Annotated in this window: 15 protein-coding genes, 2 pseudogenes and 1 riboswitch; of the genes and pseudogenes, 11 read left to right on the forward strand and 6 right to left on the reverse strand. The window is 72.7% G+C overall.

What is annotated here, in order from left to right; translation table 11 throughout:
• From UK12_RS39815 to UK12_RS19040, 6 genes and pseudogenes are all read left to right on the forward strand, one after another.
• Positions 1-131 (forward strand): annotated as a pseudogene (locus UK12_RS39815) (chorismate synthase); the annotation flags it as partial.
• Positions 128-643 carry a shikimate kinase gene (locus UK12_RS19020; protein WP_045304236.1) on the forward strand — a complete coding sequence of 172 codons (516 nt, stop codon included), beginning with the start codon at positions 128-130 and terminating at the stop codon, positions 641-643. The pseudogene UK12_RS39815 and the gene UK12_RS19020, both read left to right, overlap by 4 nt.
• A complete protein-coding gene (gene aroB / locus UK12_RS19025) occupies positions 640-1,728 on the forward strand; it encodes a 3-dehydroquinate synthase (RefSeq protein ID WP_045304237.1) in 1,089 nt (362 codons plus the stop codon). The genes UK12_RS19020 and aroB overlap by 4 nt, the downstream gene beginning before the upstream one ends.
• Positions 1,725-2,165, forward strand: coding sequence for a type II 3-dehydroquinate dehydratase (gene aroQ / locus UK12_RS19030; RefSeq protein ID WP_045304238.1), 441 nt, complete (start codon positions 1,725-1,727; stop codon positions 2,163-2,165). The genes aroB and aroQ overlap by 4 nt, the downstream gene beginning before the upstream one ends.
• A gap of 158 nt (positions 2,166-2,323) precedes the next feature.
• Complete coding sequence (locus UK12_RS19035; RefSeq protein WP_231591289.1) at positions 2,324-3,154, forward strand: AAA family ATPase; 831 nt, start codon at positions 2,324-2,326, stop codon at positions 3,152-3,154.
• A gap of 282 nt (positions 3,155-3,436) precedes the next feature.
• Positions 3,437-4,246 (forward strand): Fpg/Nei family DNA glycosylase, encoded by an 810-nt coding sequence (locus UK12_RS19040; RefSeq protein WP_045304239.1) that lies wholly within the window; start codon positions 3,437-3,439, stop codon positions 4,244-4,246.
• Positions 4,247-4,294: 48 nt separating this feature from the next.
• On the opposite strand, the gene UK12_RS19045 is transcribed toward UK12_RS19040, so the two are convergent.
• Positions 4,295-4,729 (reverse strand): MarR family winged helix-turn-helix transcriptional regulator, encoded by a 435-nt coding sequence (locus tag UK12_RS19045; protein WP_045304240.1) that lies wholly within the window; start codon positions 4,727-4,729, stop codon positions 4,295-4,297.
• 101 nt (positions 4,730-4,830) lie between these two features.
• Between UK12_RS19045 and UK12_RS19050 the strand changes: the two genes are divergently transcribed.
• Entirely contained in the window at positions 4,831-5,778 is a 948-nt protein-coding gene (locus tag UK12_RS19050; protein WP_045304241.1) for a quinone oxidoreductase family protein, read from the forward strand.
• 175 nt (positions 5,779-5,953) lie between these two features.
• Positions 5,954-7,621: a peptide-N4-asparagine amidase gene (locus tag UK12_RS19055; RefSeq protein ID WP_052681995.1), complete on the forward strand. Its 1,668-nt coding sequence runs from the start codon at positions 5,954-5,956 to the stop codon at positions 7,619-7,621.
• 68 nt (positions 7,622-7,689) lie between these two features.
• Here UK12_RS19055 and UK12_RS19060 read toward each other — a convergent pair whose 3' ends face one another.
• The 4 genes from UK12_RS19060 to UK12_RS19075 all read right to left on the reverse strand — a co-directional run bounded on the left by UK12_RS19060 (position 7,690) and on the right by UK12_RS19075 (position 10,422).
• Positions 7,690-8,757: a M14 family metallopeptidase gene (locus UK12_RS19060; protein ID WP_045304242.1), complete on the reverse strand. Its 1,068-nt coding sequence runs from the start codon at positions 8,755-8,757 to the stop codon at positions 7,690-7,692.
• A gap of 15 nt (positions 8,758-8,772) precedes the next feature.
• Entirely contained in the window at positions 8,773-9,084 is a 312-nt protein-coding gene (locus tag UK12_RS19065; protein WP_052681996.1) for a hypothetical protein, read from the reverse strand.
• 104 nt (positions 9,085-9,188) lie between these two features.
• Positions 9,189-9,929 (reverse strand): TetR/AcrR family transcriptional regulator, encoded by a 741-nt coding sequence (locus UK12_RS19070; RefSeq protein ID WP_045304243.1) that lies wholly within the window; start codon positions 9,927-9,929, stop codon positions 9,189-9,191.
• 130 nt (positions 9,930-10,059) lie between these two features.
• A complete protein-coding gene (locus tag UK12_RS19075) occupies positions 10,060-10,422 on the reverse strand; it encodes an ArsR/SmtB family transcription factor (RefSeq protein ID WP_045304244.1) in 363 nt (120 codons plus the stop codon).
• Positions 10,423-10,502: 80 nt separating this feature from the next.
• Positions 10,503-10,718, forward strand: a riboswitch (cobalamin riboswitch).
• A gap of 127 nt (positions 10,719-10,845) precedes the next feature.
• On the opposite strand from UK12_RS19075, the gene UK12_RS19080 reads away from it, so the two are divergent.
• Positions 10,846-11,853: a HoxN/HupN/NixA family nickel/cobalt transporter gene (locus UK12_RS19080; RefSeq protein WP_442973824.1), complete on the forward strand. Its 1,008-nt coding sequence runs from the start codon at positions 10,846-10,848 to the stop codon at positions 11,851-11,853.
• Positions 11,854-11,965: 112 nt separating this feature from the next.
• On the opposite strand, the pseudogene UK12_RS43395 reads toward UK12_RS19080, so the two are convergent.
• Positions 11,966-12,664 (reverse strand): annotated as a pseudogene (locus UK12_RS43395) (MFS transporter); the annotation flags it as partial.
• Between UK12_RS43395 and UK12_RS41435 the strand changes: the two are divergent.
• Both UK12_RS41435 and UK12_RS19095 read left to right on the forward strand, forming a co-directional pair.
• Positions 12,642-13,040: a peroxiredoxin gene (locus tag UK12_RS41435; RefSeq protein WP_197084987.1), complete on the forward strand. Its 399-nt coding sequence runs from the start codon at positions 12,642-12,644 to the stop codon at positions 13,038-13,040. The pseudogene UK12_RS43395 and the gene UK12_RS41435 sit on opposite strands and share 23 nt — an antisense overlap.
• Positions 13,041-13,078: 38 nt before the next feature.
• Positions 13,079-14,185, forward strand: coding sequence for a M24 family metallopeptidase (locus UK12_RS19095; protein ID WP_045304246.1), 1,107 nt, complete (start codon positions 13,079-13,081; stop codon positions 14,183-14,185).
• Positions 14,186-14,238 lie beyond the last annotated feature (53 nt).

Below are 14,238 nucleotides of genomic sequence, written 5' to 3' on the forward strand. Positions count from 1 at the left end.
CGGGGATCGTCGCCGAGGCGATGGTCGCGCTGGTGCTGGCCGACGCGGTGAGTGAGAAGTTCGGCGGCGACAACGTCTCCGAGACCCGCCGCAACGTGCAGAACTACCTCGACCACCTGATCGTCCGATGACCGCGCCGCTGGTCGTGCTGGTGGGCCCGCCCGGGTCCGGCAAGAGCACGGTCGGCCGCCTGCTCGCCGAGCGGCTCGGGGTCGCCTTCCGCGACACCGACACCGACATCGAGCAGCTGGCGGGCAAGCCGATCCCGGAGATCTTCGTCGACGAGGGCGAGCCGCACTTCCGCGAGCTGGAGGTGCGGGCCGTCCGCGCGGCCGCCGAGACCCACGACGGCGTACTGGCGCTCGGCGGCGGCGCGGTGATGGCCCAGGCCACCCGCACGCTGCTGGCGCCGCTGCCGGTGGTCTTCCTGGAGGTCGCCCTGGGCGACGCCGTCAAGCGGGTCGGCCTGGATGCGCCGCGCCCGCTGCTCGCCGTCAACCCGCGCGCCCGCTGGCGCGAGCTGATGGAGGCCCGCCGCCCGCTGTACCTGGAGGTGGCCACCGCCGTGGTGGACACCGAGGGGCGCACCCCGGAGCAGGTCGCCGACGCCGTACTCGAAGCACTGGAGCTGAAGAAGCCATGACGGACACCGTCACCATCCACGTCGGTGGCAGCGCCGGCCACGACCCGTATGACGTGCTGATCGGGCACCAACTCCTCGGTGAGCTGGGCAAGTTGATCGGCAACCGGGCGAAGCGGGTGGCGATCATCCACCCGGAGGCGCTGGCCGCGACCGCCGACGTGATCCGTGAGGACCTGGCCGGCGAGGGCTACGAGGCGATCGCCCTCCAGGTGCCCAACGCCGAGGACGCCAAGAGCGCCGAGGTCGCCGCGTACTGCTGGTCGGTGCTCGGCCAGACCGGGTTCACCCGCAGCGATGTGGTCGTCGGCCTCGGCGGCGGTGCCACCACCGACCTGGCGGGCTTCGTCGCGGCCACCTGGCTGCGCGGGGTGCGCTGGATCTCGATGCCCACCACGCTGCTCGGCATGGTGGACGCGGCGGTCGGCGGCAAGACCGGCATCAACATCGCCGAGGGCAAGAACATGGTCGGCGCCTTCCACCCGCCGGTCGGCGTGCTGGCGGACCTGGCGACCCTGGAGACCGTCCCGAAGCACGACTACGTCAGCGGCCTGGCCGAGGTGATCAAGGCCGGGTTCATCGCCGACCCGGCGATCCTGGACCTGATCGAGTCCGACCCGCAGGGCGCCACCAGCCCCGCGGGCCCGCACACCCTGGAGCTGATCCGGCGGGCGATCCAGGTCAAGGCGGACGTGGTCTCCGGCGACCTCAAGGAGGCCGGCCGCCGGGAGATCCTCAACTACGGCCACACCCTCGGCCACGCCATCGAGCGCAACGAGCGCTACAAGTGGCGGCACGGCGCGGCGATCTCCATCGGTATGGTCTTCGCCGCCGAACTCGGCCGCCTGGCCGGGCGGTTGGACGACGAGACGGCCGACCGCCACCGTACGGTGCTGGCCTCGGTCGGCCTGCCGCTGACCTACCGGGCGGACGCCTGGCCGAAGCTGCTGGACGCCATGAAGATCGACAAGAAGTCGCGCGGCGACCTGCTGCGCTTCGTCGTCCTGGACGGCCTCGGCAAGACCTCCGTGCTGGAGGGCCCGGACCCGTCCCTGCTGGTCGCTGCCTATGCGGAGGTCTCGGGATGACCCGCGTGATCGTGCTCAACGGTCCCAACCTGGGACGTCTGGGCAGCCGGGAACCGGACGTCTACGGCGCGACCTCGTACTCCGGGCTGGTCGAGCGCTGCACGGCGCTCGGCAAGGAGTTCGGCTTCGAGATCGAGGTCCGCGAGACCAACTCCGAGCAGGTGATGGTCGAATGGCTGCACCAGGCGGCGGACGAGGGCACGCCGGTGGTGATCAACCCCGGTGCGTTCACGCACTACTCGTACGCGATGCGCGACGCCGCCGCCCAGCGGACCGCACCACTGATCGAGGTGCACATCTCCAACCCGTACGCGCGCGAGGAGTTCCGGCACACCTCGGTGATCGCCGCGGTCGCCTCCGGCACCATCGCGGGCTTCGGCCTCGGCTCGTACGAGCTGGCGCTGCGCGCCATCGCCGAGCAGCTCACCACCCGCTGACGCCCGATCAACGGCAGCTCGCGGACTGCTGATCCGCAGCTGACCTGCGGCTGACCGGCAGCTCACCGGCCCGGCGGCGGACTGTGCCCGCCGCCGGGCCGACGTGTAGTGTCGCCGCTTGGGAGGTGTCAGTGACGCAGTACGCAGGGGGAGGACAGGTGCCGCCACGGCCGCCGGCGCCGCCGAACGTCCACCCGAACCAGCCGGCGGGCGGGCAGCCGCCGTACCCTCCCCAGACCTCCGGACGAGGGGCCCCGCTCCAGCCTGCCGCGCACTCCCAGCAGCAGCCCCATGCCCAGTCCCACCCCCAGCCGTACACCTCGCAAGCGACGGTGCCGCTGGCCGTCGTGCCGCCGGGTGGGGCGACCGGCCACTTCATGCTGCCGCTGGGCGCGCCCGTGCAACTGCCGCCACCCCCGCCGCTGCACGCCGCCACCGGGCCGATCGCCGTGCTGCTGATCGGTCCGGCCGGGGCGGGCAAGACCACCGTGGCCAGGCACTGGGCGGAGCGCCGTCCGACACCGACCGCGCACATCAGCCTGGACGACGTCCGTGAGTGGGTGCAGTCCGGCTTCGCCAACCCGCAGTCCGGCTGGAACAACGCCTCCGAGGCCCAGTACCGGCTGGCCCGCCGCACCTGCGGCTTCGCCTGCCGCAACTACCTGGCCAACGGCATCTCCTGCATCATCGACGACGCCGTCTTCCCGGACCGGCCGGCCATCGGCCTGGGCGGCTGGCGGCGGCACATCGGGCCCGGCATGATCCCGGTCGTCCTGCTGCCCGGCCTCGACTCCGTGCTCGGGCGCAACGCCCGGCGCAGCGGCAACCGGCGGCTGAGCGACGACGAGGTGGCCCGGATCCACGGACGGATGGCCGGCTGGTACAACTCCGGCCTGCCGATCATCGACAACTCGCAGCTCGACGTCACCGCGACGGCAGCCGCCCTGGACCAGGTGATCGTCGCTCAGCTCTCCGGCCGCCCGGCCTGAGCACCACCGCCCCGGGCAACGGCCTCCAGGGGCGCGGGGAACCGCGCGAACGGCCACCCACGGCCCGGAGCGCCGGGGGGCTGCGCGAAGGGGCCGCGCTGCTCCCGGACGGTTGCGTGCGCATGCTCCCCGCGCCCCCTCCCGGGCGCTCCGCCGACCCGCTACCGAACGGCTGCCGCCGGGCGCCGCCAGGTCGCGACGGCCGCCGCGCCGATCCGGGCTGTCGGTGCGGGCTGCGATGATTGTCGGGTTGCAACGGATCGATCGGGGGAGCTGCCGCCCGTGCCAGAAGGCCACATCATCCACCGCCTCGCCATCGAGAACGCCAGGACCTTCGGTCTCCGCCCGGCCAGGGTCTCCAGCCCGCAGGGCCGCTTCGCCGACGGTGCGAAGCTGATCGACGGGCAGATCCTGGCGGAGGCGGAGGCACACGGCAAGCACCTGTTCCTCGGTTTCGAGGAGGGGGCCTGGCTCCACATCCACCTGGGCCTCTACGGCGGCTTCACCTTCGGCACGGGGCCGGCCCCCGACCCGGTCGGCCTGATCCGGCTGCGGCTGGAGAACGACGGCGCGTACGCGGACCTGCGCGGCCCCAACACCTGTGCGCTGCGCACATCCGCCGAGAAGGCCGCCGTGCACCAGCGGCTCGGCCCCGATCCGCTGCGCCAGGACGCCGACCCGGACGCCGCCTGGCGGCGGATCTCCCGCAGCGGTACGACGATAGCCGCGCTGCTGATGGACCAGAAGGTGCTGGCGGGCGTGGGCAACGTCTACCGCGCCGAGGTGCTGTTCCGGCTCGGTATCGCCCCGCACCGGCCCGGCCGCGAGCTCTCCCGCGCGGAGTGGGACGCCGTCTGGGCCGACCTGGTCGCACTGATGCGGGACGGCGTCGGGGCGGGCCGGATCGACACCGTACGGCCGGAGCACACGCCCGAGGCGATGGGGCGCCCGCCCCGGGTGGACGGCCACGGCGGTGAGGTCTACGTCTACCGCCGGGCCGCGATGTCCTGCCTGGTCTGCGGCACCGAGGTCCGCACCGAGACGCACGCAGCCCGCAACCTCTTCTGGTGCCCCACCTGCCAGCAGCGCTAGCGCCCCGGCTTCCCGCGCCCACAGGCCGCCCAGCGGCCGCCCGGCGTCCTAGCGGTCGACGATGACCCGCCTGAGCAGCTCGTTGAGCTGTTCGCGTTCGGCGGGGCTGAGCGGGGCGACGAGTTCGGCGTTGGCCTGTTCGCCGAGGGCCTCCGTGCGGTGCAGCAGTTCGCATCCGGCGGGGGAGAGGGTGATCAGGTTCCGCCGGGCGTCCTTGGGGTCGCGGGTCCGGGTGACGAGGTCGCGGGCCTGCAGGTCGTTGAGGACCGTGACCATGTCCTTGGGGTCGATCTTCACGGTGCGGGCCAGCTCGGCCTGGGCCACCGGCTGGTACTCGGCGACCGCGCACAGCACGGCGTGGTGCGGCAGGCGCAGCTCGGCCTCGGCGAGGTGATCCGCGACCAGGCGGTGGCCGAGGGCGGCGGCGCGGCCGAGCAGCCAGCTCGGCAGGGTCTGGAGGCGTCTGAGCGCGGGGTCGGTCATGACCGGAATCCTATCGCCAAAACGTTGGACATCCCCATGGAATTACACCTATCGTTGGGATCGCCAACGAAACGTTGGTGACTCCAACGAAAGGTGCCCCCATGCGCAAGGTCAGGATGCACGGCTACGACGGCCCCTCGGCGCTCCGCCTGGACGAGGTCCCCGCGCCGGTGGCCGGCCCCGGCGAACTGCTGATCCGTGTCGAGGCGGCCGGTCTCACCCTCCCGGTTCTCAAGGTGCTGAACGGCTTCGGCGAGGTCCCGCTGCCGCACACCCCGGGCGGTGACCTGGTCGGCCGGGTGGCGGCCGTCGGCGAAGGGGTGGACGGCTGCCGGGTCGGCGACCGGGTCGGCGGGGTGGTCTTCCAGGACCTGTACGCCGACCTGGTCCCGGTCCAGGCCGCGCTGGTCACGCCGGTGCCCGAGGAGGTCGCCGCGGCCGATGCCCTGGCGGTCGTCCGCAGCGGACTGGTCGCGCTCGCCGCGCTGCGCGCCGGACGGCTGGAGCGGGGCGACTCGGTCCTGATCACCGCCGCCGCGGGCGGGGTCGGCCACCTCGCCGTCCAGCTGGCCCGCGCGCTCGGTGCGAGCCGGGTGGTCGCGGCAGTCGGCTCGGCGGCCAAGGCGGAGTTCGTCCGCGGGCTCGGTGCGGACGAGGTGGTCCGCTACCAGGACGCCGACTGGGGTGCGCCGGTCGACCTGGTCGTCGACAGCGTCGGTGGAGCGGTGCTCCAGCGGGCGGCCGAGGCTCTCGTCCCGTTCGGCCGACTGGTCGTCAACAGCGGTGCGGGCGGAACGCTGGACGCGGGCGTACTGCTGCGCGGCATGCACACCGTCACCGGGCTGTCGATGGCCCGGCTCTCCCGGCTGCGGCCCGGCCTGATCGAAAGCCACCGCGCCGAGCTCTGGGCGCTGCTGGCGGACGGGGCGCTGCGCCCGGTCTCCGCGCGGTTCCCGCTGGAGCGGGCGGCGGAGGCCGCGGAGGTGCTGGCGGCGCGGGCCAACCTCGGCAAGGTGCTGCTCGACCTCTCCCTGAAGCCGACCGCCTGAAGCCGACGGCCTGATGTCGACCGATTGAAGCCGACCATCCACCCCGGCGGCGGCCGCACGCCGCACCCTTGACAGGTCCAGCTCACGGCCTGAAGGATGCCCGATGGCCCGCTCGCGACGACGGGCCGTCAGCATCCGTCGGCGGCCCCGGCGGTGAGAAACGAGGTCGAGGGCTTTGTCAGCGCACCCCGCACTCCGCCGGACGGTCCGGCTGCTGCTCGCCGCCCTGCTCGCCCTGGTCGCCACCCTGACGGCCGGAGCCCCGGCGCACGCCGACTTCGGCACCGACTACCACGACCCGTTCACCGTCACCCAGCCCCTGAAGCGGCCCACCACCGCGTCCTGCGCGGTCGAGGTGATGCACGAGCGGCAGTTCCGGAACGGGTACGGCAACCCGCCGGACACCCCGTACGTCGGACAGCTCACCCCGCCCACCGCCTGTGCGGGCCCGTGGTCGAAGGCGGTGCTCGACCTGCACGGGCAGGTGGCAGGGCGTCAGTTCGACCGGCTCTTCACCGTCCGGGTCGGCGGCGTCGAGGTGATGATGTCCTCCACCCCCGAGCCCTCCCAGGACGGCATCGAGTGGCGGGTCGAGCACGATCTCACCCGCTACGCGCCGCTGCTGAACACCCCTCAGCCCTTCGAGTTCGACCTGGCCAACGTCACCGACTCCACCTACACCGGCGTCTTCACCGTCTCGGCCACCGTCACCTACTACACCGCCGACGCCGCCTGGCCCGCGCCCGAACAGGCCGACCGGCTGCTCACCACCGGCGCGTTCAGCCTCACCCAGGCCGCGCCCTCGGCCGCCAGGGACCTGGTCTTCCCGGCCAATCTGGAGCGCCTCACCGCCGAGGTGTACGCCAGGGGCGGCGGCGCCTGTGAGGAGTTCGCCTACGCCTCCGCGCCGGACGACTTCGTCTCCCGGAACCCCGGGCTCGGCTACTGCGGCAAGGGCCCGTTCCGCGAGCTGCGGCTCGCCGTGGACGGCCGGGTCGCCGGGACGGTCTGGCCGTACCCGGTGATCTACACCGGCGGCTGGGAGCCGCTGCTGTGGCGACCGGTCCCCGGCATCTTCGCCTTCGACCTGCCCGCCTACCAGGTGGACCTCACCCCGTACGTCGGTCTGCTGCTCGACGGCCGTCCGCACTCCGTGTCGATCACGGTCAACCAGGCCGAGAAGCAGGGCAACGACGCCTGGACCGGCCAGGTCAACCTGTTCGCCGGGGTGGACCACGGCAGCGCCAGGACCACCGGTGCGCTGACCGACTACCGGGTCGCCCCCGAGGCCGCCGTCTCCACCACGCTGGACGACCAGGGCGGCGGGAGCGGCGCCTGGCAGGTCACGGCGGTCCGCCACGACCTCGCCCGGGGCTGGGTGCAGACCTCGCACGGCCGGGTCGCCACCGAGGTCCGCAGCGAGCTGAGCTTCCGCTCGGGGCAGCAGCTGCGGGACAAGGGCAACGACCTGGTGCTGCACAACGACGCCGACCTGACCCGGACCACCTCCAGCTGGGGCGGGGGTCCGCACCGGGTCCACACCGTGCACGAGGGCGAGCCGCTGGACGTGACCTACCGCAGCACCTCGGACTCCGCCGGGAACTCCGACCAGCGCACCGCCATGCGGCTCGGCTACCACCGCAGCGACACCACGGCCGCCGGTGCCAGGATCACCGCCCGCTCGACCGTCGACCACACCCTGAGTCCGAGCGCCCACCGCCAGAGCGGAGCCACCACCGTCCGCACCGCCGACTCCACCGAGAGCTACCGCGCCACCGGCCCCGACGGACCGTACGCACGCACCGTCACCACCCACGACGGCTGGCCGGTGAACGGCGGCTGAGGGGGCGTCCGACGGCGTGATCCGGCGGCCCCGGACGACCCCTGGCGGCCGTCCGGGGCCGCCGGCTGCTACTTCAGCGCCGCCAGGCAGAACTGCACCAGCCCGGCGTCGACATCCTTGATGATCCTCGCCATCTCGGCCCAGGGCGGCTGGAACTCGGTGCCCCACTCGACGGTGTAGCCGAAGATCTTGCCCTTCGCCGGATCGGCGAGGTGCCGGGAGAAGGCGTAGTCGTCGCTGGTTCCGCTGGTCGGGTAGAGGTCGTAGCCGGCCTTCGGCGTGTAGGCGGTGCCACGGACGCTCTGCAGCCCCTGGCAGAACTGCTGGGCGAGCAGGGTCGAGGTGTCGAAGTCGTCCTTGGCGATGAACTCGCCGTAGGCGTCGTGGGCGATGCCGCGCCTCCCGTCGAAGGCGGGGTTCAGGAAGGTCATGGTCTCGTCGGTGGACTGGTCGTCGTCGTCGCCCCAGACGTAGAGCATGTCCTCGGAGTAGCTGTGCACGTCGACGAACCACCGGGTGCGGGGGTAGGAGTCCAGCAGCGCGCGGACGTTGCGCGTCTCGGGTTCGGAGAACGCGCCGGGTCCGTGGAACACCTGGTAGTCGCAGGGGTCGGCGGAGACCTGGACCCCGGAGGCCGGGGCGAACGCGGTGGCGAAGTCGAACAGGAAGTCGTAGTTGCGGTTGATGTCCACCCCGACACAGGCGGCGCGGCCGCCCGAGTGCGCCGGGTTGCGGTTCTTGCGCCACATCGGGTCGACGGTCTGGCTGTAGTGGCGGCCGTCCGGGTTGACCAGCGGGAAGAGCACGAGGTCCATGCCCTCCACCACGGCGCGCACCTGCGCCGAGCTGAAGCTCGCGGCGCCGTAGCGCAGGCCGGTGCCGACGTGGTACGCCTCCAGCAGGTCGGCGGCGAGGTGGACGAGGATCTCGCAGCTGCCCCATTCGCGGGCGTGCACGCCACCGATCAGCACGGCGCAGTCCCGGGTGCCGGTCGGGGCGGTGCCGATCCGCAGGGCATGGCAGGTCGTGCCCTCGATCGAGGTCTCGGGCAGGGTGACGAGTTCACAGAGCGCCGGGTACGCGGTCGACAGCTTGGCCACCGCGGAGGCGACCTCGGCGGTGTTCAGGTACGACATCTCGACCTCCTGAGGTCAGTCCTGCACCTTGAGGCCCAGGCCGCGCGGAACCTGTTCCCCGGCGGCGTACCGGTTGCCCTGCCCGACCTCCGCCTGGCGGGCGCGTCCGGTGGCGGAGGCGTCCTCGATCACCTGGACCGTCACGCCCTCGCGCTGGAGCGCCTCGGCTTCGTCCGGGGAGACGTACGCCTCGACACTGATGCTCCCGCCCTCGCCGCGGCTGGGGCGTCCGCCGACGTCCGGCCGCTTCTCGCGGAGGAGAGCGTGCAGTGTGGCAGGGTCCGTGGCCGTGACGCGGACCCGGAGAATCGTGTCGCGAGTGGACATGGCGACCTCTTCCGGGCGCCGTCGGAGCGCTCATCGCAGAAGTCGACGACGGCGCGGCCTGTGTAGGGATATGTAGGGATATGGCCTATATGTACCTCGTATCCTCAGCCTGCTCTTCCGTCGTAGAACGCGTCAAGGGGGGCGTCGGGCACCCGGCTCAGCAGGCTGTCGAGCCCGTCCAGCAGTTCCTGCTGGTCGTCGTAGTCGGCGAGCAGCGGGACGAGTGCCCGCAGCCTCGGGTACTGGTCGGCGGCCAGCCGGTGCAGGCCCAGCCGCAGCATCGGGTCCGGTTCGTCGGGGTTGTCGATCACCTGGCGCTTGTCGACCAGCAGGCAGCCGAGGTTCCAGGCCACGAACATCCGGTAGACCATGAGCGAGGCGGCGTGGTCGAACCCGGCGCGGCCGAGCACGGCGAAGATGTGCTCGGTGAGCTGGAGCATCGGGGCGGGGCGGCGGGCGATCGGGACGCTCAGCGGGCGGGTGGCCACCAGCGGCAGGATCTCGGGGTGGGCGTGCGCCACCACGGCGAACGTCCGGGCGATGCGGCGCAGCTCCGCGCGCCAGGCCTGGCCGCCCTCGGCCGGTTCGGTGGCCTCGGCCGAGGTCCGCAGCACGGCGTTCACCTCGGCGAAGAAGGCTTCGACCAGGCCGTCCACCAGGGCTTCCTTGCCCGGGGTGTAGCGGTAGATGGCCATCGACTCCACCCCCAGCTCGGCGGCCAGGCGGCGCATGGTGAGCGCGGCCAGCCCCTCCCGGTCGACCAGTGCGACGGCTGCGGAGAGCACCAGGGGCCGGCTCAGGCGCCCTCGCTTCTCCGGAGTGCTCCGGTCGGGCTCCGCTGCCATGTCGGCCTCCCTCGCCTGCCTGCGGGGACGCACCCGGGCTGTTGTCGGGTGACACCAAAAGGATACAAGGTATGTATCAGGCATAAAGCGACATGAACCGAGATGCCTCGGACGGCTTGCGCGGCCGGGGTCAGTCCTGGCGGCCCAGCACCCCGTGGGCCAGGACTTCGGCGACGGCGGTGTCGACCAGCCGGTAGCGGATGATCCGCCCGTCGCGCTCGCCGCTGACCAGCCCGCCGGCGCGCAGCAGCCGCAGCGCCTGGGAGACGGCGGGGTCGCGCATTCCGGTGGCGACGGCGAGGTCGGTGACGGCGAGCGGTCCCGTCTCGTACAGGGCCAGCAGCAGCGAGAGCCGTCCGGGGTCGGCGAGCAGCGCGAAGCGCTCGGCCCAGGCCCGGACGTGCTCGGCGTCGCCGATCGCGGCGATGGCCTCGCAGACCCGGTGCCCGTCGATGGTCCTACGGTCGGCGCGGTCGGCGGGGACGAGATGCATGGCTCGCATTCTCGCAGCAGACCCTGTGATACCGGACACCTGCACAGCTGTGCAGGCTTGCAGTAGTAGCGCGCGGACCCCTACGGTTGTGCCGCCGTGGTGCTCGGGAAGACCGGTGACAGACCTTCAGGGGTCTCAGACCGGAGCGGCCCTCGCCACTGTGATCGGGAAGTACCGGCACCATCCCCGTCCCCGCCTGGGCCGGGCGGCCACTGGACGCAGCTGCGTCCGGGAAGGCCGGGCGCCGGTGTGTTCGACCCGTCAGCCAGGAGACCGGCCACGGCATCTCACGAAGTGATCCACGAGGTGCTGGAGCGTGACCCGCAGATGACCCTGCCCGGAATCGAGGCCGCCCCCGCGGCGGCCCCCGCCCTGCCGGCCTTCCGCTGGAAGCGCGAGGACACGGTGCGGACCGCCGGCCTGATGGCCGTGATCCTGGCCATGCACGTGCTGGCCTTCGGAACCCTGATCTTCCTGGTGGTGCCGGAGAAGTACGAGGTGGGCACCCAGGTCTACGGGGTCGGCCTCGGCATCACCGCCTACACCCTCGGTATGCGGCACGCCTTCGACGCCGACCACATCGCCGTCATCGACAACACCACCCGCAAGCTGATGGCCGACGGCAAGCGCCCGGTCTCGGTGGGCTTCTGGTTCGCGCTCGGGCACTCCTCGATGGTGGTGGTGATGGCCGCGCTGGTGGCCGGGGGCGCGGCGCTGGCCGGGACGCTGATGGACGATCAGTCGACCACCCACCAGGTGCTCGGCATGGTCGGCACCACCGCTTCCGGGGTCTTCCTCTACCTGATCGCGGCGCTCAACCTGGCCGCGCTGGTGGGCATAGCGAAGGTGTTCCGGGCGATGCGCGCGGGCCGGTACGACGAGAGCGAGCTGGAGGCGCACCTCAACTCGCGGGGCCTGATGAACCGCATCCTCTCCCGTGCCACCCGTTCGATCACCCGCCCCGGCCAGATGTTCCCGGTCGGCATGGTGCTCGGTCTCGGCTTCGACACCGCGACCGAGGTCACCCTGATGGTGATGGCGGGTTCGGGTGCGGCGGCCGGTCTGCCCTGGTACGCCATCGTCTGCCTGCCGCTGCTGTTCGCGGCGGGGATGAGCCTGTTCGACACCCTCGACGGCACCTTCATGAACTTCGCGTACCAGTGGGCGTTCTCCAACCCGGTCCGCAAGGTGTACTACAACCTGACCATCACCGGCCTGTCGATCGCGGTCGCCTTCATCATCGGCACCATCGAACTGGTCGGCGTGCTGCACGAGAAGCTCGACCTCACCGACCCGGTGACGGGCTGGATCGCCGGACTGAGCCTGGACAACGTCGGTTTCGTGATCGTCGGCCTGTTCTTCGTGGTCTGGGTGGCGGCGATCGGCTACTGGCGCTTCGCCAAGGTCGAGCAGCGCTGGACGACGGAGTAGACCGCAATCTCCGGGGCGAACTGCGGTCGGGGGCACCGGAAGCGGCCGTCCGCTGCGCGCGGTTCCGGTGCCGCTGACCGCAGTTCGCCTCCGGGGGTACGGCGGCCGTCGGGGCGGCGAAGCCGGCGCACAGTGGCCAGAGCAGGCCGGGCGCGGACTGGTAGAGCGCTCCGCCGAGCGGCGGCGCGAGCACGGTGCCGCTGGTCGAGGCCCCCGTGTAGAGGCTCTGGAAGCGGCCCTGGAACTCCTGCGGCGCGCTGTCCGCGACATAGGCGGTCGCCGGGGTCTTGTAGAGGATCTCGCCCGCCGTGACCAGCAGTATCAACACCACCGCGGTGCCCACCGAGGCCCCTGCGGCGAGCGCGGCGAAGCCCGCGCCGACCAGCAGCAGGCCGGTCCCGATGATCCGCAGCGGCGCCCGGTTGCGCAGCGCGACGCTGGCCGGCAGCTCCAGCAGCAGGATCGCCCCGCCGTTGACCGCCAGCACCAGGCCGTACACGCCGGTGCCGATCCCGTGGTCGGCCAGGAACACGGGCAGGGTCGAGTACTGCTGCCGGTAGACGGTGTCGACCACGACGATCGCGGGGAGCAGCACCAGCAGCGCGGGCCTGGCCCGCAGGGCCGCCCACAGTCCGCCCCGGACGGTGGCCCGCCGGCTTCCGGGCCGCCGGCCCGGATCCCCGAACTGCTGCTCCCGGGGGCCGACGGCGAACCGCGCGACCCGGTCGCGGCCGGCTGCGCCACCGTCCTGTACTGCTTCCCGGGGGTACCCGCCCGGCTGGTCGGCGGTGCCCGGCGCGCCCGGCTGCACCCTGGAGTCCCTGAGCTACCGTGACCGGCTCGCCGAGTTCACCGCCGCCGGTGCCGCCGTGCACGGCGTCTCCACCCAGCGGCCGGACGAGCAGCGCGCCTTCGCCGAGGCCGAACGCCTCGGCTTCCCGCTCCTCTCCGACCTCGGGCTCGACCTCACCGGCGCGCTCCGGCTGCCCACCCTGCGAGCCGCCGGGACCACCCGGCTGAAGCGGCTGACCCTGGTGGTCGACCGGGACCGGACGATCCGCGAGGTGCTCTACCCGCTCACCGACATCACCGCGAGCGTGGCGGCCGCGCTGCGGGCGGTCCGGGGCGTCCAGGCAGATCGGGCCGCCACCCGATCCGGTCATGCTGTCCGCCCGTCGGCCCGCTGAACGGGCGGTAGCCGGTCGGGCTCCGTAGGCTCGGGGCCATGTCTGATGCGTACGCGGCCCGGCGGGAGCGGCTGAGGGAGCACTGCAGTGCTTCGGGGGCCGACGCGGCGCTGATCACCCGCTCCGCGAACGTCCGCTACCTCACCGGCTGCCCGCCCTGCGGGGCGAGTCTGCTGCTGACCCGGGACCGGGTCCTGCTCGCCGTGCCCGACGACCTGCCGCCGGACGACGTCGGCGAGCACCCGATCGGCGAGGACATCCCCCGGCTCGCCGTCCCGGGGGAGAGCGACACCGCGCTGGCCGCCGCCGAGGCGGCGGGCCGGCTGCGGGTCCGGGACCTCGGGGTGGAGGAGCACGATCTCACCGTCAGCCGCCACCGCGGCGTGACCGAACAGCTGACAGGTGCACGGCTGACGGACCTCGGCCGGGCGGTCGAGCGCCTGCGGGTGGTCAAGGACGAGCACGAGATCGCCGACCTGCGGATCGCCGCCGAGATCGCCGACCAGGCGCTCGGCGAGCTGCTGGAGTCCATCCTGGTCGGCCGCACCGAGCGGCACCTGGCGATGGAGCTGGAGCGCCGCATGATCGACCACGGCGCCGACCGGTCCGCCTTCCCGGTCTCCGTCGGCACCGGCACCCACTCCGGCCAGGAGTCCCACCAGCCCACCGACCGCCGGGTGGAGGAGGGCGACTTCCTCACCGTCGTGCTCGGCGCGCAGTACCGGGGGTACGGGGTCTCCACCGCGCGCACCTTCGTGATCGGCGCGGCCCCCGCGCCCTGGCAGGTGGAGCTCCACCGGCTGGTCTTCCGGGCCCAGCGGGCCGGACGGGAGGCGCTCGGGCCCGGCGTCCCGCAGCATGTCCCGGACCAGGCGGCCCGGGAGATCCTGCAGGCGGCCGGCCACACCGAGCGCTCCGCGCGCCCGGTCGGACACGGAATCGGTCTGGAGATCAGGGAGGCGCCGCGCCTCGGTCCCGCCGACATGGGTAAACTGGACAACCGCGTGCCGGTCACCGTCGGCCCTGGGGTGCACATCCCGGGCAAGGGCGGGGTCCGGATCGAGGACACGCTCGTCGTACGCCCCCTCGAAGAGGGCGGGCCCGAGCTGCTCACCATCACAACCAAGGAGCTCCTCGCCCTGTAGGCCACGGCTTCGCCGTCGCGGCCCGGGACGCCACCCCCCTTGGTTCCTTGACA

It is taken from the genome of Saccharothrix sp. ST-888, from assembly GCF_000955975.1.
GTDB lineage: Bacteria > Actinomycetota > Actinomycetes > Streptomycetales > Streptomycetaceae > Kitasatospora.

Coding starts and splice junctions, on each gene's coding strand:
- aroB (WP_045304237.1), top strand. CDS start 640: ATGACGGACACCGTCACCATCCACGTCGGTGGCAGCGCCGGCCACGAC.
- UK12_RS19070 (WP_045304243.1), bottom strand. CDS start 9,929: ATGGCAGCGGAGCCCGACCGGAGCACTCCGGAGAAGCGAGGGCGCCTG.
- UK12_RS19080 (WP_442973824.1), top strand. CDS start 10,846: ATGGCCGTGATCCTGGCCATGCACGTGCTGGCCTTCGGAACCCTGATC.
- UK12_RS19050 (WP_045304241.1), top strand. CDS start 4,831: ATGCGCAAGGTCAGGATGCACGGCTACGACGGCCCCTCGGCGCTCCGC.
- UK12_RS19075 (WP_045304244.1), bottom strand. CDS start 10,422: ATGCATCTCGTCCCCGCCGACCGCGCCGACCGTAGGACCATCGACGGG.
- UK12_RS19095 (WP_045304246.1), top strand. CDS start 13,079: ATGTCTGATGCGTACGCGGCCCGGCGGGAGCGGCTGAGGGAGCACTGC.
- UK12_RS19020 (WP_045304236.1), top strand. CDS start 128: ATGACCGCGCCGCTGGTCGTGCTGGTGGGCCCGCCCGGGTCCGGCAAG.
- UK12_RS19065 (WP_052681996.1), bottom strand. CDS start 9,084: ATGTCCACTCGCGACACGATTCTCCGGGTCCGCGTCACGGCCACGGAC.
- UK12_RS19060 (WP_045304242.1), bottom strand. CDS start 8,757: ATGTCGTACCTGAACACCGCCGAGGTCGCCTCCGCGGTGGCCAAGCTG.
- aroQ (WP_045304238.1), top strand. CDS start 1,725: ATGACCCGCGTGATCGTGCTCAACGGTCCCAACCTGGGACGTCTGGGC.
- UK12_RS19045 (WP_045304240.1), bottom strand. CDS start 4,729: ATGACCGACCCCGCGCTCAGACGCCTCCAGACCCTGCCGAGCTGGCTG.